Genomic DNA, 22,865 nt, shown 5'->3' on the forward strand with positions numbered 1-22,865 from the left:
TGTCGGAGCATCCACTGTTTTCATTCTGGGAGGAACGATGCGACTCGTGTCGCGCATTCTCCGCCCGCGCGTCGAGGCAACCGCGCACTGCGACCTGCCCTGCGGCGTCTACGACCCGGCGCAGGCCCGCATCGAGGCCGAGTCGATCAAGGCGGTCCAGGAGAAGTACCAGGCCAACGAGGACCCGGAGTTCCGGGAGCGCGCCGTCCTGATCAAGGAGCAGCGCAGCGAGCTCGTCAAGCACCACCTGTGGGTGCTGTGGACGGACTACTTCAAGCCGCCGCACTTCGAGAAGTACCCCGAGCTGCACGACCTCTTCAACCGCGCCACCAAGGCCGCGGGCGCGGCGGGCACGAAGGGCTCGATGGACCCGGCCTCCAGCCAGGCTCTCCTCGACCTGATCGCGCAGATCGACAAGATTTTCTGGGAGACCAAGCAGGGCTGAGTTCAGAGCCTTGTTGACGACGCTGACCTGCGAAGACCTCTTTCGCAGGCCAGCGTCGTTTTTCGTCACTCAGGGTCGTTCGGCGGCCCCCAGCCGGAAGCTCACGCCACTCCAACGCGCCTACGGAAGCCTTGTGGGCACCGCCGAAGAGACGGCTCGGCAGAAGATCAAGCGTGTCTCACACAGCTGCCAGTAGAGCGTCGCGGCTTGGTTGTGCTCCGTTGAGTCGGCACTCATCACCCAAAAACCCGGATGGTCGCGCTCTCATGCACATCGCTGCCGAGATGGCGGTAGAGAAATGCTGACGCAAACGTTTGCTGATCATCCCAACTGCTGCCAACCGTGCAGTTGGCAGCCATGAGAGCGCGATCTTCATGATCGAAGCGCGGCTGCCAGCTGCGACACGCTACTAGGCGGACGACCACGGTTGGTGGTTGAGGCTCTGCCGGGGCACCCCGGCAAGCGGGTCTCCAGCCCGAATGATTCGAGAAAACGGGCTGTCACAAGCCATCTGCGCCCCAACCGGTGGTCAGTACGGCGGCGAAAGCATACGCGAACGCGAAGACCCCAATGGCTGCGAAATCGAAACGAGTGCCAACGCCGGCGTTGGCGGACACGACCAGCCCGGCGATGATGATCACCCCGCTCAGGCAGCCGGTCGGCCACGCGGGGCGCAAGCCCAGCAACCGCAGAGTCAGTCCGGCCAGCACCAGGACCAGGACCAGCCCGCCACCCGCGGTGAGCATGCCGACGCCAAAGCACTCCATCCCGCCACTCGGGCACAGCACCTTCGCGGTGGACGGCCTGGCCAGCAGGTAGTAGCCCCATCCGAAGACGGCGCCCACCAGCGCGCCGATCACCATGCTTCGCAGTACCCCCATGGCGATGATCGTGCGTCATGGGGCAGGTCGTGTCGTGCGTGGAACTACTCAACGAACGAGGCTGCACCGGACAAATCGACAAGATTTTCGAGGAGACCGAGCAGGGCTGAGTTTCCCTTTGAACGGCGCCGCATCCCGTTGGGAAGCGGCGCCGTTGTGCGTTCTCCGGGTAACCCTCGGCTCGCGGTGTGCGATGTGACCAGATGCACACGCTGTGAGGGGTGGATTTCCGGGTGACTGAGTCATGGGACTTCTTCGTGTCCTACACCGAAGCCGACCTCGCATGGGCCGAGTGGATCGCCTGGGAACTCAAGGAGCAGGGTTACCGAGTGCTCCTGCCGGAGTGGGACATGGTGCCCGGCACCAACTGGGTCGACGTGATGCATCGCGGGGTCCAGCACTCCGAACGCATGATCGCCGTGCTGTCCGCCGCCTACCGGGAGTCCGTCTACGGCAGGCCCGAGTGGCAGGCCGCGTGGCGGGATGATCCGACTGGCGGGAGCCGGAAGCTGATCCCGCTGCGGGTGGAGGACTGCGAGCCACCCGGTCTGCTCGCACCGATCGTCTCGGCAGATCTGTTCGGACTGGATGAGAGCGCCACGCGCCGCCAGCTGCTGCGTGCGGTTCAGGGAGCGGTGAAGGGGCAGCTGACGCCTGAAGAACCTCCTGGACTTCCCACCCCTCGGGTGAAGCCGGCCTTTCCCGGTGCATTGCCCGCTGTGTGGAACGTGCCGCCGCGAAACCCGAACTTCACCGGCAGGGTCGAGTCGCTCGACCGGTTGGCCGAGGCACTGCGCACGGGCTCGACGGTCTCGGTGCACTCGTTGCACGGCATGGGCGGTGTGGGGAAGACGCAGATCGTCGTCGAGTACGCCTGGCGCTTCGCGAGCCAGTTCGACGTGGTCTGGTGGATTCCCGCCGAACAACCAACGTTGATCCAGGACCACCTGGCGGAGCTCGGCGTCGCACTCGGCCTCGACGCCGATCCGCCCACCGTCGCCCAGGTCCTCGGTGAGCTGCGGAGCAGGCAGCGCTGGCTGCTGGTGTTCGACAACGCGGAAGACCCCGCGGTGCTGCACCCCTACCTGCCCTCCGGACAGGGCAGCGTTCTGATCACCACCCGCTGCGCCGGATTCACCGCGCTGGGAAAGGTTTTGGACGTCGACGTCCTGAGCCGTGCGGAAAGCGTCGCGTTGCTGCGGCGTCGCGTGTCGTCGGCCACCGAGCAACAGGCAAACGACCTCGCCGACGTCATGGGCGATCTGCCGCTGGCCATCGAGCAGGCGTCGGCCTACCTGGAGACCACCGGACTCCCGTTGGACGAGTACCTGGCGCTCTTCGCGACCAGATCGGTGGACCTCATCAGCCGCGGGCAGGTTCTCGGCCGGACGGAGACCCTGTCGACGCTGTGGGACATGTCGCTGGCCGAGCTGGCGGCGCGAAGTCCCGCCGCCGCCGAACTCCTCGATCTACTCGCCTGGATGGCACCCGAACCGGTCCCCCTCGACCTGTTCGTCGACCATCCCGACCGGCTTCCCGCCGCGCTGGCCGACGCGGCACGTGATTCGATCAGGTGGACGGACACCGTCGGAGCACTGGTCAGGTTGTCCTTGGCGCGACGGACCGCAACCGAGGTGACGATCATCCATCGCCTGCTGCGGGAGTCGCTGCGTGCGCACCACCTCGGCGCCTCCGATGCGCAGCCGAAGGTCTCGACGATCCGGCGGCTCCTCAGGCACGACCTGCCCGAGGCCATCATCGGCGAACCCGCAGGCTGGCCACGATGGCGTTCTCTGCTCCCACACGTCCTCGCGGTCACGGAATCCCAGGCAGGGCCCGTTGACGTGCTCAGCGGATGGCTGCTCGACCGCGCCGCCACCTATCTGCACTTCACTTCCCGCGTCGACGACGCCATTCCCCTGTTCGAACGAGCCGTCGCGATCCGGACGGAGATCCACGGCTCCGGCAACCGCTGGGTCGCGGACAGCCTAAACAATCTCGGGCGCGCGCTCATCGACCAAGGACGAGTCGCCGAGGCCGCCTTGCTGCTCGAACGCGCCGTTTCCCTGTATGAAGCCGTCTACGAGCCCGGTCGCTCCGGACTCGGCCACGGCCTCGCGAACCTGAGCATGGCTTACCACTTCTTTGACCGGTCCGCGGAGGCACTTCCCCTGCTGGAACGCTCTGTCACCATTCTCACGATCAGTCTCGGCTCCAGCCATCCCACGGTCGCCACCGGTCTGACGAACCTCGGTGTGGTCCTCAGAAGGTTGGGCCGGCCCCAGGAGGCGATGCACCGCTTCGCAAGCGCTTTGGCCATCTTCAACGCCACCCACGGACCCGATCACATCGAGAGCGTGTCGATCTACTGCAACATCGGTGATCTCCTCTCCGAATCCGGCCGGGGAGAAGAAGGCAAAGACGCGATCTTGCGGGGACTGGCCATCGCCGAGTCCGTCCTCGGACCCGACCACCCCGTCGTCGCCAACTGCTTGATGAGTCTCTCTGAGGTTCTCGAGCGGATGGGCCATGTCGATGACGCCCAGGAAGCCGGGGAAAGAGCGCGCAAGATCCTCGAAAAGTACAGAAAAGGTGCCGCTCCCTGAACCAGGAAACGGCACCTTTCGCAGGTGAATCAAGAACTACGCGGCGTTCGCCACCTTGCCGATCACCTCGAAATCGGTGCCAGTGGGCGAAAGCCCCTCGAACTTCAGCTTGACCTGCTCCTCCCCCTCAACCTCGGTGTCGGCCACGGTCGGCACGTCGACGTCCAGCGACGTCTGCCCGGCCGGAATGAACACCCACACCTGAAGCCCGGTGGACGACAACGGCCGAGACGGCGACGGCTCCTCGCCGGAGTTCTCGCGGAACCACTGCGCGTCAACGTCCGTTGTGGACAGTTCCGAAGCACCAGGCGCCACCGGCAGCCCCACGAGGACGAAGCTCGAATCCGCGGCCTCCGACAGGGTCAGCTTCCAGCGCAACGTCCCGCCCTCGACGACGCTCTCCGCGACCGGCGTGACCGAGAGCTTCGGGATCGGGTCGTCGTTGCGCACCAGCAGGCCGCCGAACGCGGCGCCCACCACGGCGTTGCCGATGGCCGTGACGCCGATGGGATAGCGGGTGTCGGCGCTCCACCTCGTGTTGGCGGTGTAGGTGATCGGGACCTCGACGCGGTGCTCACCCGGCTTGAGCGTCACGAGCTTGGTGACCGGGGTGTTGGTCTTCGTGTCGTTGTAGAAGAGCCGGACCACGCGGGTGCCGTTGCCGGTGGCGGTGACGGCCACGTTGTGGGTCACGGTGCCCGAGTCGCCCTCGTCCACCGAGATCACGGTGGCGTCGACGCGGCCCAGACGGGTGGGCACGACCGGGGGCAGGCCCTTGTTCCAGCCGTGGGCGTCGATGAGCAGTGCCTCGCCGCCGGCCGACTCGGGAACCAGTTCCAGCGATGTCGCGTGGCCGAGGCCGGTGGGCAACGGGACGCGGACTTCCTGTGCCCACAACGCACTCAGGCGGGTCGTGCCGGGCAGGCCCGTCACCGACACCGTGCCCAGGGAGTGCTTCTGTCCACTTTGGTCCGTCACGGAGACGCCGAAGCGGGTGGCCGGGGTGTTGGCCGGGACCGCCAGGCGCAGTGCGAGTTCCTTCGATCCGTGCAGCGACACGGGCTTGGCCGGGATGATCACGCCTGCCTGGCCGGCGGCCGTCCACTTGAGAGCGACCGACTCGCGCTCCGGCTGGGTCGTGGCGTAGCGGAAGCGGACCAGGTGCGGCGAGCGGGAGCCGCACGAAGCAGCGGCGTCGGTCGTCACCTGGGCGCACACCCTCGCGCTGCCGGAAGCCTGGGTGTCGGGCGAAGGCACGACGAACGGCTTGCGGTGGCCGCCGACCGCGTGCGAGAGGACGCGGGCCGGGTCGGCCGACGGGGCGCGGACGCCGGAGCCGTCGAGCAGCGGGAGCACCGACTCGTCGCGGGAGAGGAACAGACGGGCCGACGCCGCGATGTAGGTGGCGCCTGCCGCCTGCTGCTGGCCCGCGGTGAGGCGGGTGGCGGTTCCCGGGGCGCACACCGGGTCCGGCTGCTGGCCCGGCGAGAAGTCGTCGAACGCCGGCGCCTCGGCCTGGCCGGGGGTCCACTCGCTGTTGAAGAAGTTGTGGTTCGCGCCGACCACGTACAGCGCGCTGTGCAACGCCGCGCCGCGGCTGATACCGCGGGTCTGGTCCACGAACATCTGGCCCTGCAGGTCGGACACGTCGCCGTCGCAGCCGGGCAGGAACGTCACGGACGGCACGTCGGGCTGCGGGTTGTGGCCGAAGATCGTCGGACCGATCAGCACGGTGCCGCGGATGTTCCAGCGCACCGGGCCGGTGAAGCCCGTGTCGCCCGGCGGCGTGTTCAGGCTGTCGGTCGCGGCCCGGTTCACGCCCTCGCCACCACGCGAGTGGCCCACCAGCATCACCTTCGACAGGTCAGCGGGCGGCGCGTCCTTCACCGCGGCAGGCGCGGACGTGCGTCCGTAGCCAACCCAGTCCGCCCACTTCGCCAGGTGGTGGCGGACCAGCGACGAACGTCCCTGCGCTCCCGCGTCGACGGTGTTCGCGTCCTGGGCGTTGATGCCGTTGGCCGAAATCGACACCGTCACGTACCCCTGAGACGCCAGCAGTTCCTGCGCCTTGAGGTAACCGCGGTGGCTCGGCACGGCCTTCAGGCCCGCCGGGCACGGCCAGTTGCCGGTGAACTGGTTCGGGTTCGCCGGGTTGTAGCAGGTGAAGTGACGCCCGTGCAGGAAAAGTGCGAGCGGCCGCTTGCCGGGCGCACCTTTCGGCGCCACGACGACGGCCTCCATCTCGATCGGCTGCGGGTACTCGGGCAGCTTGATCGAGTCGAGCGAGTACTCGCCCTTGGTCGTCGCGAACGGTCCCGGCTTGCCGGGGTCCACGGCGGCCTCCGGCCACAGCGCGGGCAGCCGCGGCACGGCCAGGCTCGCCGGTGCGGGCGGCGTCACGTCCAGCCGCTTCCCCGCCGAGCGCACCTGCAGCGCGCCGGGGTTCTTCAGCGGGGCCGTGAGGGTGAACGTGCGCAGGTCGGACGACTCCCTGGCCGTGCCGAGAAGCTGGTCCCCCTCCCAGAACTCGACACCCGCGTCCGACAACGGCATCGGCGTGGAAGCGGTCCACCGGATGACGTCACCGGCCACCGCCCAGCCCGGTGACGGTGGTTCCGGCGCGGCGGCGGCCGGCAGCGCGGGTATGACCGCGACCAGCACAGCGGGTATCAGAAGTGCGACTGTTCGGCGCATGAGTGGCCCCCTCGAAAAGGAATACCACTCAGTTCTAGCGACGCCGCACTGCACGCGGCACACCGTTGTGCCGTGAATACGCCAATTAAAACGACAACCAGACGTCGGTATTACGCCATTCAGCCCAAAGGCGGGTGATTTCCCTCAGCAATCCGAAAAGGCGAAATGTCAGCGGCCCCCAGGGTCGGCGTCTCGCTCGTTCTGGCGCAGCTTGTTCCACGTCGAGGTGAGCTCAGCTCTGATGCGCGCGACGCGAACCCCGAAGGCCTCGCGGATCTCCTGGGCATCTACCTCGTCAGGGGCGCCGTGGTCGGGGTGCTCGGCGGTCATGGCGAGCGGGGTACCTCGTAAGGGCACTCCCCCAAACGTGTCGCCGGTCACTCCTTAGGATCGAACAGGTGAGCACCCACCTCTACCTGCTGCGGCACGGCCAGACCGAGTGGTCCGAGACCGGCAGGCACACGGGACGCACTGACATCGAGCTGACGCCGGAAGGTGAGCAGCAGGCACGCCGGGCGGGCGCCACGCTCGCGCGGCTGCGGGGCACGGACCAGGCTCCCGCGCTCGTGCTGACGAGCCCGCGGCAACGCGCGACCAGAACGGCGGAGCTCGCCGGTCTCGAGATCACCGCGATGACCGAGGACCTCGCCGAGTGGGACTACGGCGACTACGAGGGCATCACCACGCCGCAGATCCGCGAGCGCGTGCCGGGCTGGACGGTGTGGACGCACCCGATGCCGAACGGCGAGACGCACGCGGAGGTGCAGGAGCGGGCCCGCACCGTGCTCGCCGAAGTGCGCAAGATCCTTCCCGGCGGCGACGTGGTGCTCGTCGGGCACGGACACTTCAGCCGCGTGCTGATCGCCGCGTGGCTGGGACTGGCGCCCGACCAGGGTGTCCACTTCGGACTGGACCCGGCCGGCACCTGCCAGCTGGGCGACGAGCGGGGCGACCCGCAGGTGCGCCGGCTCAACGTGCCGGCCTGGGAGGTGTGATGATCCGGCGGGTGGAACCGCGCGACGTCGACGCGGTCGTAAAGCTCGTGCACGAACTGGCGCTGTACGAACGTGCGCCGGAACAGTGCCACCTCACCGCTGAGCAGTTGCACACCGCGTTGTTCGGCGACCGACCAGCCCTGTTCGGCCATGTGGCCGAAGTGGACGGTCAGGTCGTCGGAATGGCGTTGTGGTTCCTCAACTTCTCGACGTGGGACGGCGTGCACGGCATCTACCTCGAGGACCTCTACGTCACGCCGGAGCAACGCGGCAACGGGCTGGGCAAGAAACTCCTGGAAACACTCGCACAGGAGTGCGTCGCCAAGGGTTACACGCGCCTGCAGTGGTCGGTGCTCAACTGGAACGAGCCGAGCATCAGGTTCTACGAGTCGTTGGGCGCCGTCCCAATGGACGAGTGGACAGTGATGCGAGTGGCCGAAGAAGCGCTGCAAAAGCTCGGTTCTTCACTCTGAAGATCGACGGAAGGTCTCGAAAAGCTCACGAAACGGGTATTCCACACAGGACGAGTGCACGGTCCTGGCAGCGTCCCCGCTCGCCGATCCCCCGGCACAAGTAAGCGTGGAAAGAAGGAAGACCGTGTACGAAGACTCGGGCAGCAGCACCGGATCCCTGATCTTCAGCCTTGTTTTCGCCGTGATCGTCATCGCCGGCATGTGGGCGACGTTCAGCAAGGCGGGCAAGCCGGGCTGGGCGGCCATCATCCCGATCTACAACCTCTACGTGCTGCTGAAGGTCGCGGGACGCCCCGGCTGGTGGCTGATCCTCTTCATCATCCCGTTCGTCAACTTCATCATGTCGATCATCGTCGCGATCGACGTCGCGAAGTCGTTCGGCAAGGGCGGCGGGTTCGGGTTCTTCCTGCTGGCGCTGCTCCCGTTCATCGGCTACCCGGTGCTCGGCTTCGGCAGCGCGCAGTACCGCGGCCCGGCCGCCGGTGGCCAGGCCTACCAGGGCTGAGCCGCACGCCAGGAGAGGCCGGGTCTGTACTTCGGGCCCGGCCTTCACTATGGTCGGGAATGAAACCGTTTTCAGAACGCTTCAGACGCCGAGCAGCCGCCGCCCTCGACGCAGGACGAGGAAGGACCTCTCAACGATGAGGCGTCGACTGACCGGCGCGTTCGTGGCGCTAGCGGTGGTCGTGGCACCGATGGGCGTGGCGAAGGCGGCCAGCTTCAACGTCAAGGACTACGGCGCGAAGGGCGACGGCAAGGCGATCGACTCGGTCGCCATCGACAAGGCCATCGCGGCGGCGTCGGCGGCGGGCAACGGCGTCGTCGAGATCCCGCCGGGCACCTACCTGTCGCGTTCGATCCACCTCAGGAGCAACGTCACGATCAACCTCCAGCAGGGCGCGCGAATCGTGGCGTCGGGCAGCGGCATCGACGCGCCGGAGTCCAACCCGAACTCCAAGTACCAGGACTTCGGGCACAGCCACTTCCGCAACGCGCTGCTGTGGGGCGAGAACGTCGAGAACATCAACTTCACCGGCAAGGGCATGATCGACGGCGCCGACAAACTCGAGACCGGCGAGAACATCCCCGCGGGCAAGGGCGACAAGATGCTGTCGCTCAAGTTCTGCAAGAACGTCAATATCACCGACCTGACGTTCCGCGAGGCCGGCCACTTCGCCATCATCACCAACGGCTGCAACGGGATGAAGCTCGAGCGCATCACCGTCGACACCCCCGACGACCGCGACGGGATCAACTTCATCAACAGCTCCAACATCGAGCTGTCGAACTCCACGGTCATCGCCAGCGACGACGCGGTGGCGTTCAAGAGCGACTACGCCACCGGCAAGACCTTCCTGTCGGAGAACGACATCGTCCGCGACTCGACCATCCAGTCGACGGAGAACAACGCCATCCAGTTCGGCTCGGAGACCTGCGGCAGCTTCAAGAACGTCCAGTTCCGCAACCTCAAGGTCACCGGCGCCTCGAAGGCCGGCCTCGGCATGGTGTCGATGGACGGCGCGGTCATCGAGGACGTCCTCTACGACAACATCCAGCTCACGAAGACCGCCTCGCCGATCTTCATCCACATCGGCAAACGCGGCCGCTGCCCTGGCAACCCGCCCACCGGCAACATCCGCAACATCACCTACCGCAACATCACCGGTACGAACCTGACCGCACCGCGCGACATCCCCGGCGACCCCGAGTACGCGTCGACCATCTCCGGCCGCGCCGACTCGAAGATCACCGGCCTGACGTTCGACAACGTGAAGCTGACGGTTCCCGGCGGTCACAAGGAATCGGACGCCTCCCGCGTGCCGCCGGAGGTCTCCGGCGAGTACCCGCCGCGGATCTTCGGCGTGCGGCCCGCGTTCGGGTTCTGGATCCGCAACGCCTCCGACGTGAGGTTCCTCAACAGCACCATCGAGTTCGAGAAGGGTGACGGGCGGCCCGCGTTCACGACGGACAGCGTTTCCGGGATCTCGCTGAACGGCGTGAAGGTGGAGCGCAGCACCGGGGCGAACGATCTGCAATGGCGCAAGAGCAGCGGAACGTCGGTCACGGACAGCACTTCGACGTCGGGACAGGCGCTGCGGGCGAAGACCGGTTAGTGAGCCTCAGATGACGCCGACCGCGCCATAGGTGGAGGCGTCGGCCGCGGCGGAAGTCCCCGGCAGCTCGCCGTCCGCCCTCCAGTGGGCGGCGAGCACCAGCCCCGGCTCCAGCAGCTTGAGGCCGCAGACGAGCTCCTCCACGTCCTGCTTGGACCGCGGGATCAGCGTGCTGCCGAGATCGCCGGACAACACCAGCAGACGGTCCACGACGTCCGGCTCGACGTCCTTCGTCAGGTGCGTCAACGCCAGCACGCTGCCCGAGCACAGAGCGGCGCGGTAGCGCGCGACGACGCCCACGGGCTCGTCGGCGATGTACGGGAGGATGCCGATCATCAGCACGGCGGTCGGCTCGGTGAAGTCGATGAGGCGGCGCGTTTCTGGGTGGCGGAGCACAGCGCCCACGTCGCACACGTCGGCTTGGACGATGGCGGCGTTCAGGTTGTCACGCAGCATCGTGCGGGCGTGCGCCACGGTGTCCGTGTCGTGGTCGACGTAGACGACGTTGCAGGACGGGTCGATGGACTGGGCCACCTCGTGCACGTTGCCCGCGGTCGGGATGCCGCTGCCCAGGTCGAGGAACTGGCGGATGCCCATCTCCTCCACGCACAGGCGCACCACGCGGCGGGAGAAGGAGCGGATCGTGCGGGCCATTTCGGCTACCGGGAAGTGCTTGATGCTTTCCTCGGCCAGGACGCGGTCCACCGCGAAGTTGTGCGCGCCGCCGAGGTAGTAGTCGAAGAGACGGGCCACATTTGGGCGTTCGGAATCGCCGTTTGTCGTCACCCGCTTCGGGCCGTCCTGCACTGCGCACCTCACCCTGCTGCTCCCGAGCGGCGCGAACGCTGGCAGCACGGTAACTGGCTACTCCGTTCGTGTCCATCCACCATTCGTGAACACACAGGGTGATGACCCCCGGCCGGAGCCGAGGGTCATCGCAGGGTTACCGCTGATCAATCGAGGTGCGTCAGACGCCCGCGGTCCGCTTGATCCAGTCGCGGTAGGGAGCGTGGTTGATGCTGGTGTAGTTCGAGACGTCCTTGCGGTTCGAGGTGGACGCGACGCCAACCTGACGGCCGCCCGCGAACATCGGGCCACCGGAGTCCCCACCCGCGGCGATGCCGTCGATGCGGAACACGCTGATCGCGACGCCGCGGCGGTAGTCCTCACCGCGGGTGTTCGTGACCCGCGTGTTCGCGACCTTCAGGTAGCGGGACTGGCAGTTGATCTCCTGGCCGATGCAGGTGGCACCCCAGCCGTACAGCTGCACGGTGTCGCCGACCTTCACGGTCGCGCCGAGCGGGGAGAACGGCGCCGACATCGACGTGGTCACGTGTACCAGGGCCAGGTCCGCCGACGGGTGCTTGACGATGCGGTCACCGGTGACGAGCTGGCCGCCGGACGTCTGGTCCAGGCTGCCCGCCCGGAACGTGTACCTGCCGGACGAGGCCACGCAGTGCTCAGCGGTCAGGATCCACTGAGGTGCGATCTTCGTCGCGGAGCAGTTCTCGCGGCCGTTCACGAACAGACGAGCCGCGTACGGGAAGTTCTGGGCGTAGCTGCCGTCGATGATCATCGGCGACATGTTCGGGTCCTCGGGCGCTGCCGAGGCCGCGGGTGCGAGGGAGAGCGCCGCCAGGAAGGCGCCCGCGATCGCGGTCAGAACACGCATGGTTGGTCACCTCTTGAGTGCAGGGAGTGGTTAAGCAACCACGCACAGCTTCACCCGATCGTGTGACCGTGACCACCCTCCTTTAGTCGGCTTTGTCGCCTTCGTTCACATCTGCGAGACCAATCGCCCACTGACGGCCGTCGCGGGTGAACAGGAGCACGAGCACGACCACGCAGTAGATGCCGCCCAACGAGCCCAGTAGCTGTTGTTCCGACGGGCCGTACGCGTACCAGGCGCAACCCAGCAGCAGCAGCTGCGTGACGATCACGGGCGTGCGCGCGCCGTAGTGGCCGCGGAACAACATGACCGAAGCGAAGATCACCCCGCCGAACCACAGCACGAGCACACCCGCGGCGCCGAGGATCGGGCCGCCGGAAGCGGCGCCCTGGAGCACGCGGACGACGAGCGCCACGGCCAGCGCGATACCCCCCAGGCCCTGCAAAAAGGTGAGTGCGGCGGCGACGCGGACCGAGCGCGGCGGCGCCGGTGGCTGAGTGGTCACGGGAGACCTTTCCTCACGTTCTGTACTGGTCACGGATCGTAGGCCACCCGGTTGGAGGGCTCTCCGAGCACGTCCGGCGGGGGAAGATCAAGGGGCCTTCAGCGAGCCGGCGGTCGTTCCGGGGTGCACTCGTCTGCGAGGCGCACGCGGTGCTAGCGGAAGGGAGATTTGCGCCACTTTCGTGAAGCTGGAGCCACCCTGAGGGAGGACATGCGCGCCGCCGACGGTCACGCGCTGTCTTACTCTGCAGTAGTGCGCGCTCTTCTCGTGGTGAACCCGCAGGCGACTACAACGACGCCGGCGGGCCGTGACGTTCTGGCGCACGCGCTCGCCAGCGACGTGAGTCTGGAGATCATCGAAACCTGCTACCGCGGCCATGCGGCGGACGCCGCGAGCCATGCGGCGGAGGACGGGTTCGACCTGGTCATCGCCCACGGCGGCGACGGCACGGTCAACGAGGTGGTCAACGGCATCCTGCGGGGCGGCCCACGACCCGACAAGCCGATGCTCGGTGTCGTCCCCGGCGGATCGGCGAACGTCTTCGCCGGCGCGCTCGGCATCCCGCGCGACCCCGTCGAGGCCACCCACGTCCTGCTTCAGGCGATCGAGCACGGCACCAGGCGCCGGATCGGGCTCGGCCAGGTCTTCTCGGACGTCGTCGAGGGCGGCAAGGGCCGCTGGTTCACCTTCAACGCCGGCATGGGCCTGGACGCGGACGTCGTCGCCGGAGTGGAGAAGAAGCGGGCCAAGGGCCGCAATGCGAGTCCCGCTCTCTATCTGAGCGTCGCCATCAAGGCTTATGCGCAGAATGTCCGCAGGCCGCAGCACTTCACCGTCGAGGTTCCGGGAGAACCGCCGTTCAAGGACGTCGGCATGGTGTTCGTGTCGAACACCGACCCGTGGACGTACTTCGGCGACAAGGCGATCCAGCTCAACCCCAGTACGTCGTTCGACGGCGGCCTGGGCCTGAGCGCGTTGAAGACGCTGCGCGTGCCCACCGTCGGCCGCTACGTCGCCCAGGTCCTCTCGACCGGCAATCCCAAGGGCGGGAATCTCGTTCGGCGCGACGACGTGGGTTATGTCAGAGTGAAGTGCGAGGAGCCCGCCAACCTCCAGGTCGACGGTGATTTCCTCGGCACGACGACAGCGGTGGAGTTCCGGGCAGTCCCCGACGCGTTGACTGTTGCCGTTCACGGGTGACCTGCGCCCGCGGAAAGCGCGGGCCAGCGTGAACGGGTGATTTTGCGGGGGTGACCCCGCAGACCCCGCATGTTCGGGCGTTGAGCGCCCGAACGCGCAACTTGACAGTCCGTGATCGGTTCGTGACCGTCTCGGTACCCACCCGGGATGTACTGCAGTCGAGTGACAGCAGAGCGTGAAACCCCAGGTGAACACTGTCGATCTTTTGGGTGAGTTCACTCACCGGGTCAGTGCTAACCCCTTGACATCCCAGCCGTTCGTGAAAGCATTCACAAGCACCCCAAAACGACCGCTGACAACCGGCGTGCCCTTGTGCGCGCCTAGCTGAGGAGTAGTTCCAATGGACTGGCGCCACCGCGCGATCTGCCGCGACGAGGACCCCGAGCTGTTCTTCCCCGTTGGGAACAGTGGTCCCGCGCTGCTTCAGATCGCCGAGGCGAAGACCGTCTGCCGCCGTTGCCCCGTCGTCTCCGACTGCCTCGCGTGGGCGCTCGAGAGCGGCCAGGACGCCGGCGTCTGGGGCGGGATGAGCGAAGACGAGCGCCGCGCACTCAAGCGCCGCAACGCCCGCACGCGGGCCCGCAGCAACGCCTGACCAGGCAGTTAGCCGCGTAGAGCTAGAGATAAAGAAGAGCCCGACACCGTGCCAGGTGTCGGGCTCTTCTTTTGTTTGCACACCCTCCCGCATGACCACGTGAGACCGCTGAGGCTGGCCGTCACGTGTGCACGGCGTTAGTTTAGCGCCGCCCCCTCAGCGGTACGCGCAGGACCGCCTCTGTACCGCCTCGGGGCCTCCGCCGCAAGCTCAACGACCCTCTCAATTCAGAATCGACAAGGGTCCGAACGATCTGCAGACCGAGACGATCGGTGCGCTCCAGGGAGAAACCGGGCGGAAGCCCCTTGCCGTCGTCGGAGATCGTCACGTCGAGCCACTTGGCGGACCGCTCGGAGTGCACGACGACCTCTCCGCGCTGGCCAGGGGCGTAGGCGTGCTCGAAGGCGTTCTGCACGAGCTCGGTCAGCACCATGACGAGCGGGGTCGCGATCTCGGCGGGCACGATCCCGAAACCGCCCTCGCGGCGGACCTTCACCTGGGTCTCGGTGACCGCCACGTCGCTCATCATCGGGATCACCTTGTCGACCACGTCGTCGAGATCGACCCGCTCGTCCACGGACATCGACAACGTCTCGTGAACCAGTGCGATGGAAGTCACACGACGGACCGACTCGGCGAGCGCCTCCTTGGCCTCCGGGTTCGTCAACCTGCGGCTTTGCAGCCTGAGCAACGCGGCCACGGTCTGCAGGTTGTTCTTTACCCGATGGTGGATCTCGCGGATCGTGGCGTCCTTCGACATCAACGCGCGGTCGCGCCGGCGCACCTCGGTGACGTCGCGGCACAGCACGATCGCGCCCGCGGCCTGGCCACGCGGCCGAAGGGGCAAAGACCGGAACAGCACGGCCGCACCACGCCGTGACTCGGCCTCCATGCGCATGGACGGCTGCCCGTCCAGCGCCTGCCTTATGCGCTGAGCGACCTCGGTGGCGTCGAACGGGTCGCCGATGAGGCTGCGGGTCAACGGCGCGAGGTGCACACCGACGAGGTCCGAGGCGTGGCCCATGCGGTGGTAGGCCGACAGCGCGTTCGGCGACGCGAACACAACGGCCCCGGACGGGTCGAGCCTGATCAGGCCGTCACCGACGCGCGGGCTGGTGTGCACGTCCGGCGACGGTTCGGGCGCCGGGAACGTGCCGTCCGCGATCATCTGGCACAGGTCGGCCGCGCTGCCGAGGTACGAGATCTCCAACGGTGACGGCACGCGCGGGACCGCCAGGTTCGTGCTGCGGCTCAGCACCGCGATGACCTGGGTGCCCAGCCGTACGGGGATGGTTTCGCGCCGGACGGGCACGCCCAGGTGCCAGCGCGGATCCTCCTCGCGGCAGATCCGCGACTCGTCGATGGCCCGGCGCAGCTGCGGGTGCTCCTCCGCGTCGACCTCACTGCCGACGACGTCCTCGGGGTGCGCGGTGGGCGCCGTCGTGGGACGGGCCTGCGCGACGCAGAGGAACTTCTCGCCAGAAGGATGGTCGGTGTCCAGCGGCACGTACATGAGGAAGTCCGCGAACGACAGGTCGGAGAGGAGCTGCCACTCGGCGACGACCAGCTGGAGGTGGTCGACGGCGGCGCCGGAGAGCTTCGTGTGCTCGGCCAGCAGGTCCGTGAGCGTGCTCAGAACTCCTCCATGTCAAACTGGTAGTTGAAGAAGTTCTGATCCTAGGAGACACCGATGTCGAAGCGTGCCCGCAAGCGCCGCGACCGCAAGAAGGGTGGCGCGAACCACGGGAAGCGCCCCAACGCCTGAGTGCTGTTAGAACGATGAAGGGAGCCTTCCTCCACCTGGAGGAAGGCTCCCTTCATCGTTTCAAGATCAGTTCTCGGTGCGGATCTCCACGATCGTCGCGCGGATGCGGGCCTTCAGGTCGGCAGGGGCGTGATCCCCGCCGCACTTGCGGGCGAGCAGCGCCTTGAGGTGCTCCTCCAGCCCGAACTGCTCCAGGCACGGATGGCACTCGTCGAGGTGCGTCTGCAGCGCCTCGCGCCGCTTCTGGTCGCACTCCTGGTCGAGGAACAGCCAGACCTCGGACAGGACTTCTGAGCAATCGGTGTCGTGAGGTTCGCCGCAGTTCATGACGCTTCTCCGTTGTTGCCTCGGAGGAAACCACGCTCACGCGCGACGTCTGCCAGCATGTCGCGGAGCTGGCGACGGCCCCGGTGCAACCGGGACATCACCGTGCCGATCGGGGTGCCCATGATGTCTGCGATCTCCTTGTACGCGAAGCCTTCGACATCGGCGAGGTAGACCGCGATCCGGAACTCCTCCGGCAACCGCTGTAATGCTTCCTTGACGTCGCTGTCGGGCAGGTTGTCGAGTGCCTCGACCTCTGCGCTGCGCAGCCCGGTCGAGGTGTGGCTCTCCGCCTGCGCCAGCTGCCAGTCGGTGATCTCGTCCGTCGGCTGCTGAACGGGCTGACGCTGCTTCTTGCGGTAGCCGTTGATGTAGGTGTTGGTCAGGATCCGGTACAGCCACGCCTTGAGGTTCGTGCCCTCCGAGAAGGACTCGAACGCCGAGTAGGCCTTGAGGAACGTCTCCTGCACCAGATCCTCGGCATCAGCCGGATTGCGCGTCATGCGCAGGGCCGCCGAGTACAGCTGGTCGAGCATCGGCATGGCGTCGCGCTCGAAACGCGCGGCACGCTCCGCCGTCGTCTCCGTTGTGCCGGTGGCGGGCACCGCGCTCCCTTCCCGATGGTCCTGGGTCGGGACTGACTCTACGCGGGGCCGCTCGAGCATGTTCGTCACCACGTCCTGGGTAACAACGGACGTGCTGGTAGTAATTCCGCATGGCCGGACGTGGGACGCCCGCCACAGCGCTGCTGGACAAGCAGCGGGTGGCGCACACCTTGCACTCGTACGAGCACGACCCCCGCCACGAGTCCTACGGGCTGGAGGCGGCCGAGGCGCTCGGGCTGGAGCCCGGCCGCGTGTTCAAGACACTCGTGGCCGAGGTGGACGGCAAGCTCGCGGTCGGCGTCGTGCCGGTGACGTCCCAGCTCGACCTCAAAGGGCTCGCCGCGGCGTTGAAGGGCAAGAAGGCCAAAATGGCCGTAGTCGCCGACGCCGAACGCGCGACTGGTTATGTCGCCGGCGGAATTTCTCCGCTCGGACAGAAGAAGCGGTTGCCAGTTGTTCTCGACGAGTCGGCGTCGAATTTCGAAACGATTTTCTGCAGCGCCGGCAGGCGTGGCCTCGAAGTCGAGATCACGCCTGCCGACCTGGTGCGACTCACCAATGCGGTGGTCGCGCGAATCAGCGCTTAGCTGGCCGGTGCCATCAGGTCGCCGACCCGGACGAGCGCGCCGAGACCGGACGGCCACGCGACGGTGACCGAGTCGCCCAGGCTGCCCTTGCCGGGCAGGTTGAACTGGATGGACGCGGGATTCACCCGAGGGCCGTGGATCTGCGAGGCGACGTAGACAGCGGCCTCGTGGGTCCCGTCGACCGGCAGCTCGACGTAGTGCCCGGTCTGGCCGCCTGCCAGCTGGACGTTCATGTCCCGCCCCTCGGCGTCGAGGAAGCGCACGTTGCTGAGGGTGCCGCCGATCTTGCAGGAGACACCCTCGGCCGCGGCGAGCCTGATGTGGTGCGCCGTGGTCGCCTCCGACGGCGAGTGCATCTTGTGCGCGGTGATCACCAGATCGCTGCCGCTGCACCACGGAGTCTCGGACTGCGCGGAAGTCTCGGACTGCTTGCCGAAGCCCTGCGCCGCAGATGTTCCCGCGACGGCCAGAACGGCGCCAACAGCCAGTACGCCAATCATCGTCGTCTTGCGGAACCTGTTCACGTGTTCTCCCCGAATTCAAGTCGATTCGCGTTATCCCCTACGCCCACAGGTGACGCGCTCGATCCCCATTCGGTTGTCAGCGAGAACGAAACTCATGCTTTCGGCCGATTCGCGTCTTGATTGGTGCTATTCGCCGGTCTGACCGTCGATCGACTCCCTGAGCAGGTCGGCGTGGCCGTTGTGGCGCGCGTACTCCTCGACCATGTGGGTCAGGATCCAGCGCAGGCTCGGCACCCGGCCGTCCCGCCACGGCGCGCGCTTCGCCGGTTGGTTCAGGTCACCGCTCTCCAGCGCTTCCGCGACGGCCATGCGGGCCCGGCCGACCTCGTCCTGCCAGAGAGCGCGCAGCTGCTCCGGGGTGTCCTGGGCGGCGGAGTGCCAGTCCCAGTCGTTGTCGGCCTTCCAGTCGACGCTCGCCCACGGCTCCAGCGGTTCCCGGTCGTGCAGGACGGTGTGGAACCACTGCTGCTCGACGTATGCGAGGTGCTTCAGCATGCCGCCGAGCGTCATCGACGACTTCGCGGTGGTCCGGTCGAGCTGCTCGGCGGTGAGACCGTCGGTCTTCCACGCGAGGGTGGCGCGGTGGAACTCCAGGAAACCGGTCAGGGTGGCGAGCTCGTCACCGTCCATCGGGGGTTCGGGACGGCCCTGTTCGTCGAAGTCGGTCATGGACGCGGACGTTAGTCGAGCGGGCGCAGCACGCGGTCCAGCCATTCGCCGACGCACCGGCCCACGTCCGCGACCGACGCCTTCAGCGAGTGGTCGCCTTTCAGCAGCACCACTTCGCGGTGGTGGCCGGACGGCGGCTGCCCGAACGGGTCGTTCTCGCCCTGCACCACCAGGGTCGCGACCTCGACGCCCTCCAGCTCCGCCAGGCGCGACTTCTCCGGCTTGCCTGGCGGGTGCACCGGGAACGCGAGGCACAGCACCGCGACCGCCTGGCCCTCGACCGACGTGCGGCAGGCCACGCGGGCGCCCGACGACCTGCCCCCGAACACCAGTGGCAGGCCGTCGAACCAGCGTTCGCCCAGATCGTCGACCACGGAAAGCCAGGCGGTGTCGAGCTGTGTGGCCGGTGCGGGGGCGCGGCGGCCCGCAACGCGGTAGGGCTGTTCGACCAGGGCCACGTGCACGCCGACGGCGTTCGCGGCGTGGCACGCGGCGACCAGGTCCGGGGCTTCGACGCCGCCACCGGCTCCGTGGCCGAGCAGCAGAGCCGCGCGCGGTTCGTGGGCGCAGTGCAGCGAGGCCCTGGCCGGGCCGTGCGGCGTGTCCACCAACAGCGTCGTCACGACAGCTCGAACAACGTGGGTGCGGGCTTCTCTTCCTCGTTGAGAGAGACGCGTTCCATCAGGGACGGATTGTTGTTCTTCACGCTGTTCACCGCCATCGACACAGGACGCAGCTCCAGCGCGTCGACGATCGAGGGGTCCGGGGCGAGCAGCTCGGACGGGTCCAGCGACGTCGGGTCGAGCCACGCCGACCAGCGGTCCTGAGGCAGCAGCAACGGCATGCGGTGGTGCACCTCGGTCATCGCGCCGATGGCGTCCGTGGTGAGCACTGCGCACGTGACGGTCGGAACGTCGTCCTTCCACCACACCGACCAGATGCCGGCCATCGCCAGGGAAGCGCCATCGCCGAGAGTGATGAAGTATGGCTGTTTGCGTCCCTCGCCCGGCTGCCATTCGTACCAGCCGTCGGCGGGCAGGATGCAGCGGCGCTTCATCGCGGACTGCTTGTAGGCGGGCTTCTCCAGCACGCTCTCCGCACGGGCGTTGATCATCTTCGCGGCGCCGGAGAGGTCCTTGGCCCAGTGCGGAACGAGGCCCCAGCGCATGACGCGGATGCTCCGCTCCACCTCGCCCTCGGCTGTGTCGGACTCCTCTTGGGGAGGTTTGCGCTCGACCACCGCCATGACGTGCTTGGTGGGAGCGATGTTGTAGTCCGCCCCTGGCGCCTCGTCGCCGGTTCCGTCCACCGCGTCGAACTCGGCCGCCAGCAGCGCCGGGTCCTTGGTGGAGGCGTACCTACCACACAAAACCGATCACCTCCGAAGCCGTCATCGTCGCACGTCGGGAACACCTGTGCGAGCCGCCCCAATTCCGATGCGGGATCATTTGCCCATGACTCAGCACTGGTCAGCCCCCAGCGCACCCGGTCCAGTCCACGCGACCGTGCCGGTGCCCGGCTCGAAGTCGATCACGAACCGCGTTCTGGTGCTCGCGGCACTGGCCGACGGGCCGTCCACGGTGCACGCACCGTTGCGCAGCAGGGACACCGTGTTGATGGCGGCTGCCCTCTCCTCGCTGGGCGTCACGTTCATCGACCGGGAGGACGGCGGCTGGGACGTGCTGCCCGGTCTGCTGCGCGGACCGGCGGACGTCGACTGCGGTCTGGCCGGCACCGTCATGCGGTTCCTGCCGCCCGCCGCCGCGATCGCCGAGGGCGAGATCCGGTTCGACGGCGACCCGCACGCACGCAAGCGGCCGATGAGCACCGTGCTGGGCGCGTTGCGCTCGCTGGGCGCGGACGTCGAGGGCGACGCGCTGCCGTTCACGTTGCGCGGAACGGGATCGCTGCCCGGTGGTGAGGTCACGATCGACGCGTCGGGCTCGTCGCAGTTCGTGTCCGGGCTGTTGCTGTCCGGCGCGCGGTACGACAAGGGCGTCACGGTCCGGCACGACGGCAAGCCCGTGCCTTCGTTGCCCCACATCGACATGACGGTGGAGACGCTGCGTTCGGTCGGCGTCCGGGTGGAGACCGGCGCGAACCTCTGGCACGTCGAGCCCGGCCCGATCGCCGCCCGCACGTGGCACGTGGAGCCGGACCTGTCGAACGCGACGGTGTTCCTGGCAGCGGCCGCGGTGACCGGTGGCGAGGTGACGGTTCCGCACTGGCCGGCCAAGACCACCCAGGCGGGCGACGCCGTGCGCGACATCCTCGAACGGATGGGGTGCACCGTCGACCTGTCGGACAAGGGCCTCACGGTGCGCGGGCCCGCGAAGCTGTCCGGTTTGGACATCGACCTGCACGACGAGAGCGAGCTGACGCCGACCGTCGCGGCACTGGCGTCGCTGGCGGAGGGCCGGACGATCATCCGCGGTGTCGCGCACATCCGCGGCCACGAGACGAACCGGATCGCCGCGCTCGTCAACGAGATCAAAGCGTTGGGCGGCAACGCGACCGAGACCGAGGACGGCCTGATCATCGATCCCGCGCCGCTGCACGGCGGTGTGTGGCAGGCCTACGCCGACCACCGGATGGCGACCGCGGGCGCGATCATCGGGCTGGTGGTGCCGGGCGTCTCCGTCGACGACATCGGGTCGACGACCAAGACGATCCCCGACTTCCCGGGGATGTGGGACGCCATGCTCACTCCAGGCGCGTTGAAGTGAGCAAGCGCGACTGGCGCAAGCTCGACGAGTCCGACGTGCGCGTGCGCCCCGGCAAGGGCAGCAGGCCGCGCAGCAAGAGGCGGCCCGACCACGCCGACGCCGAGAGCGCGATGGTGATCGGCGTGGACAGGGGCCGCTGGACGTGCGCGCTGGACGACGACGTCGTGGTGACCGCGATGAGGGCGCGGGAGCTCGGCCGCACCCCGGTCGTCGTCGGCGACCAGGTCGGCCTCGTCGGTGACACGTCGGGCCAGCCGGACACGCTGGCCCGCATCGTGCGCGTCGAGGAACGCACCTCGGTGCTGCGCAGGACCGCGGACGACACCGACCCGTTCGAACGCGTCGTCGTCGCGAACGCCTCCCAGCTGATCATGGTGGTCGCGCTGGCCGATCCCCCGCCGCGCACGGGTTTCATCGACCGGTGCCTGGTCGCCGCCTACGCGGGCGGCCTGGAACCGGTGCTGTGCCTCACGAAGTCTGACCTGGCATCTCCCGACTCCCTGCTGGCCCTGTACACCGAGCTCAACGTGCCGGTGATCGTGACGCGGTTCGACGAGGAACCCACCGAGCTGCGCGACCGGCTCACGGACACGGTGTCGTGCCTGATCGGCCACTCCGGCGTCGGCAAGTCCACTTTGGTCAACCGGCTGGTGCCGGACGCGAACCGCGCGGTCGGCGTGGTGTCCGGTGTCGGCAAGGGCAGGCACACGTCGACCCAGGCGGTGGCGCTGCGGCTGCCCGGCGGCGGCTGGGTCGTGGACACGCCGGGCATCCGCTCGTTCGGCCTCGCGCACATCACGCCGGACGACATCGTGAAGGCGTTCCCGGACTTCGCCGAGGCCGCCGAGGAGTGCCCGCCCGGCTGCGGTCATCTCGGCGCGCCCGAGGACCCGGACTGCATGCTGGACGAGCTCGTGCCGGACGCACCTGGTCGCCTCGCCTCGTTGCGCCGGTTGCTCGCGTCGCGTGCCGGGTTGGACGAACACGGGGACTGAGGTCGTGCCGGTCAGTCACACTCTGCGGGTGAAGAGACGACTGGGGGTGGCCGCGCTGCTCGTGGCGCTGGCCGCGTGCACCGCCGAACAGCCCGCTCCCCCGAAGTTCGAGGACACCGACCCGTGCACGCTGCTGGCGTCCGGCGACGCGGGCAGCCTCACCGGTACGTCCAAGGGCACGCGTGCATGCGACTTCACGTTCGACTCGCTGACGGTCCGGCTGGTGCTGCGGACGGAGAAGTTCGCGGACGCGTCGCAGAAGTTGCTGTCCGGCGGCGGCTATGGCGCGGTGGTGAACGACCACCCGATGACCCGCCGTTGTACCGATGCGTCCGGAACGGTGACGTGTGAGGGGCTCGTCGAGGCGCGGGACGGTCAGCTGATCGAGCTGACCGTGGTTCAGCGCAGCAACGACTCCAACATGGTCGGGCAGACCACCCAGGGACTCGCCGCGAAGGCGCTGGAACGGTTGCCTGTCACGTCCTGACGCACT

At 67.8% G+C, this 22,865-nt stretch carries 26 protein-coding genes; 13 read left to right on the forward strand and 13 right to left on the reverse strand.

What is annotated here, in order from left to right; genetic code table 11:
• The first annotated feature begins 37 nt into the window (after positions 1-37).
• Complete coding sequence (sodN, locus tag JOD27_RS15690; protein WP_204762987.1) at positions 38-445, forward strand: superoxide dismutase, Ni; 408 nt, start codon at positions 38-40, stop codon at positions 443-445.
• A 500-nt stretch (positions 446-945) separates the two neighbouring features.
• Here the strand turns inward: sodN and JOD27_RS15695 are convergent, their stop codons facing one another.
• Positions 946-1,326 carry a hypothetical protein gene (locus tag JOD27_RS15695; RefSeq protein WP_204762988.1) on the reverse strand — a complete coding sequence of 127 codons (381 nt, stop codon included), beginning with the start codon at positions 1,324-1,326 and terminating at the stop codon, positions 946-948.
• A 233-nt stretch (positions 1,327-1,559) separates the two neighbouring features.
• Between JOD27_RS15695 and fxsT the strand changes: the two genes are divergently transcribed.
• Positions 1,560-3,932, forward strand: a complete 2,373-nt coding sequence (gene fxsT, locus JOD27_RS15700) for an FxSxx-COOH system tetratricopeptide repeat protein (protein ID WP_204762989.1) — start codon at positions 1,560-1,562, stop codon at positions 3,930-3,932.
• Positions 3,933-3,968: 36 nt separating this feature from the next.
• Here the strand turns inward: fxsT and JOD27_RS15705 are convergent, their stop codons facing one another.
• Positions 3,969-6,626: an alpha/beta hydrolase family protein gene (locus JOD27_RS15705; RefSeq protein ID WP_204762990.1), complete on the reverse strand. Its 2,658-nt coding sequence runs from the start codon at positions 6,624-6,626 to the stop codon at positions 3,969-3,971.
• Between the two features lie 168 nt (positions 6,627-6,794).
• Positions 6,795-6,956, reverse strand: a complete 162-nt coding sequence (locus JOD27_RS15710; RefSeq protein WP_204762991.1) for a hypothetical protein — start codon at positions 6,954-6,956, stop codon at positions 6,795-6,797.
• Between the two features lie 68 nt (positions 6,957-7,024).
• Between JOD27_RS15710 and JOD27_RS15715 the strand changes: the two genes are divergently transcribed.
• The 4 genes from JOD27_RS15715 to JOD27_RS15730 all read left to right on the forward strand — a co-directional run bounded on the left by JOD27_RS15715 (position 7,025) and on the right by JOD27_RS15730 (position 10,208).
• Complete coding sequence (locus JOD27_RS15715) at positions 7,025-7,621, forward strand: histidine phosphatase family protein (protein ID WP_204762992.1); 597 nt, start codon at positions 7,025-7,027, stop codon at positions 7,619-7,621.
• Complete coding sequence (locus JOD27_RS15720; protein WP_204762993.1) at positions 7,621-8,094, forward strand: GNAT family N-acetyltransferase; 474 nt, start codon at positions 7,621-7,623, stop codon at positions 8,092-8,094. Before JOD27_RS15715 ends, JOD27_RS15720 begins: the two co-directional genes overlap by 1 nt.
• 124 nt (positions 8,095-8,218) lie before the next feature.
• Positions 8,219-8,599: a DUF5684 domain-containing protein gene (locus JOD27_RS15725; protein WP_204762994.1), complete on the forward strand. Its 381-nt coding sequence runs from the start codon at positions 8,219-8,221 to the stop codon at positions 8,597-8,599.
• Positions 8,600-8,735: 136 nt separating this feature from the next.
• Positions 8,736-10,208: a glycoside hydrolase family 28 protein gene (locus JOD27_RS15730; RefSeq protein ID WP_204762995.1), complete on the forward strand. Its 1,473-nt coding sequence runs from the start codon at positions 8,736-8,738 to the stop codon at positions 10,206-10,208.
• A 6-nt stretch (positions 10,209-10,214) separates the two neighbouring features.
• Here JOD27_RS15730 and JOD27_RS15735 read toward each other — a convergent pair whose 3' ends face one another.
• The 3 genes from JOD27_RS15735 to JOD27_RS15745 form a co-directional block, all read right to left on the reverse strand.
• Positions 10,215-11,063, reverse strand: coding sequence for an SAM-dependent methyltransferase (locus JOD27_RS15735; RefSeq protein ID WP_307830144.1), 849 nt, complete (start codon positions 11,061-11,063; stop codon positions 10,215-10,217).
• A gap of 112 nt (positions 11,064-11,175) precedes the next feature.
• Positions 11,176-11,880, reverse strand: coding sequence for a S1 family peptidase (locus JOD27_RS15740; RefSeq protein WP_204762997.1), 705 nt, complete (start codon positions 11,878-11,880; stop codon positions 11,176-11,178).
• A gap of 82 nt (positions 11,881-11,962) precedes the next feature.
• The gene (locus JOD27_RS15745) at positions 11,963-12,382 is read right to left on the reverse strand and encodes a hypothetical protein (RefSeq protein WP_307830145.1); all 420 of its coding nucleotides are present in this window, start codon (positions 12,380-12,382) and stop codon (positions 11,963-11,965) included.
• A gap of 252 nt (positions 12,383-12,634) precedes the next feature.
• Between JOD27_RS15745 and JOD27_RS15750 the strand changes: the two genes are divergently transcribed.
• Positions 12,635-13,582 (forward strand): diacylglycerol/lipid kinase family protein, encoded by a 948-nt coding sequence (locus JOD27_RS15750; protein ID WP_307830146.1) that lies wholly within the window; start codon positions 12,635-12,637, stop codon positions 13,580-13,582.
• A gap of 340 nt (positions 13,583-13,922) precedes the next feature.
• Positions 13,923-14,177 carry a WhiB family transcriptional regulator gene (locus JOD27_RS15755; protein ID WP_015104912.1) on the forward strand — a complete coding sequence of 85 codons (255 nt, stop codon included), beginning with the start codon at positions 13,923-13,925 and terminating at the stop codon, positions 14,175-14,177.
• A gap of 142 nt (positions 14,178-14,319) precedes the next feature.
• On the opposite strand, the gene JOD27_RS15760 is transcribed toward JOD27_RS15755, so the two are convergent.
• The gene (locus tag JOD27_RS15760) at positions 14,320-15,813 is read right to left on the reverse strand and encodes a sensor histidine kinase (protein WP_204763355.1); all 1,494 of its coding nucleotides are present in this window, start codon (positions 15,811-15,813) and stop codon (positions 14,320-14,322) included.
• A 54-nt stretch (positions 15,814-15,867) separates the two neighbouring features.
• Here JOD27_RS15760 and JOD27_RS47150 point away from each other — a divergent pair, with 54 nt between their 5' ends.
• Positions 15,868-15,942, forward strand: coding sequence for a 50S ribosomal protein bL37 (locus JOD27_RS47150; protein WP_096498094.1), 75 nt, complete (start codon positions 15,868-15,870; stop codon positions 15,940-15,942).
• Positions 15,943-16,008: 66 nt separating this feature from the next.
• On the opposite strand, the gene rsrA is transcribed toward JOD27_RS47150, so the two are convergent.
• On the reverse strand, positions 16,009-16,269 hold the full coding sequence (gene rsrA, locus JOD27_RS15765; RefSeq protein ID WP_204763000.1) for a mycothiol system anti-sigma-R factor: 261 nt from the start codon (positions 16,267-16,269) through the stop codon (positions 16,009-16,011).
• Positions 16,266-16,931: a sigma-70 family RNA polymerase sigma factor gene (locus tag JOD27_RS15770; protein WP_239567162.1), complete on the reverse strand. Its 666-nt coding sequence runs from the start codon at positions 16,929-16,931 to the stop codon at positions 16,266-16,268. Before JOD27_RS15770 ends, rsrA begins: the two co-directional genes overlap by 4 nt.
• Positions 16,932-16,981: 50 nt before the next feature.
• Here JOD27_RS15770 and ybaK point away from each other — a divergent pair, with 50 nt between their 5' ends.
• Positions 16,982-17,458 (forward strand): Cys-tRNA(Pro) deacylase, encoded by a 477-nt coding sequence (ybaK, locus tag JOD27_RS15775; protein WP_189257418.1) that lies wholly within the window; start codon positions 16,982-16,984, stop codon positions 17,456-17,458.
• Here the strand turns inward: ybaK and JOD27_RS15780 are convergent.
• The 4 genes from JOD27_RS15780 to JOD27_RS15795 form a co-directional block, all read right to left on the reverse strand.
• Positions 17,455-17,982: a hypothetical protein gene (locus tag JOD27_RS15780; protein WP_204763002.1), complete on the reverse strand. Its 528-nt coding sequence runs from the start codon at positions 17,980-17,982 to the stop codon at positions 17,455-17,457. The two genes, ybaK and JOD27_RS15780, sit on opposite strands and share 4 nt — an antisense overlap.
• Positions 17,983-18,108: 126 nt before the next feature.
• Positions 18,109-18,651: a DinB family protein gene (locus JOD27_RS15785; protein ID WP_204763003.1), complete on the reverse strand. Its 543-nt coding sequence runs from the start codon at positions 18,649-18,651 to the stop codon at positions 18,109-18,111.
• Positions 18,652-18,662: 11 nt separating this feature from the next.
• A complete protein-coding gene (locus JOD27_RS15790) occupies positions 18,663-19,274 on the reverse strand; it encodes an alpha/beta hydrolase family protein (RefSeq protein ID WP_204763004.1) in 612 nt (203 codons plus the stop codon).
• Positions 19,271-20,020 (reverse strand): SOS response-associated peptidase, encoded by a 750-nt coding sequence (locus JOD27_RS15795; protein ID WP_204763005.1) that lies wholly within the window; start codon positions 20,018-20,020, stop codon positions 19,271-19,273. Before JOD27_RS15795 ends, JOD27_RS15790 begins: the two co-directional genes overlap by 4 nt.
• 85 nt (positions 20,021-20,105) lie before the next feature.
• On the opposite strand from JOD27_RS15795, the gene aroA reads away from it, so the two are divergent.
• From aroA to JOD27_RS15810, 3 genes are read left to right on the forward strand one after another with little or no spacing between them, the layout of a single operon-like run.
• Positions 20,106-21,377 carry a 3-phosphoshikimate 1-carboxyvinyltransferase gene (aroA, locus tag JOD27_RS15800; RefSeq protein WP_204763006.1) on the forward strand — a complete coding sequence of 424 codons (1,272 nt, stop codon included), beginning with the start codon at positions 20,106-20,108 and terminating at the stop codon, positions 21,375-21,377.
• Positions 21,374-22,372 carry a ribosome small subunit-dependent GTPase A gene (rsgA, locus tag JOD27_RS15805; protein WP_204763007.1) on the forward strand — a complete coding sequence of 333 codons (999 nt, stop codon included), beginning with the start codon at positions 21,374-21,376 and terminating at the stop codon, positions 22,370-22,372. Before aroA ends, rsgA begins: the two co-directional genes overlap by 4 nt.
• A gap of 28 nt (positions 22,373-22,400) precedes the next feature.
• Positions 22,401-22,859 carry a hypothetical protein gene (locus tag JOD27_RS15810; RefSeq protein ID WP_204763008.1) on the forward strand — a complete coding sequence of 153 codons (459 nt, stop codon included), beginning with the start codon at positions 22,401-22,403 and terminating at the stop codon, positions 22,857-22,859.
• The last annotated feature ends 6 nt before the right edge of the window (positions 22,860-22,865 follow it).

The organism is Lentzea nigeriaca (assembly GCF_016907955.1).
Lineage (GTDB): Bacteria > Actinomycetota > Actinomycetes > Mycobacteriales > Pseudonocardiaceae > Lentzea > Lentzea nigeriaca.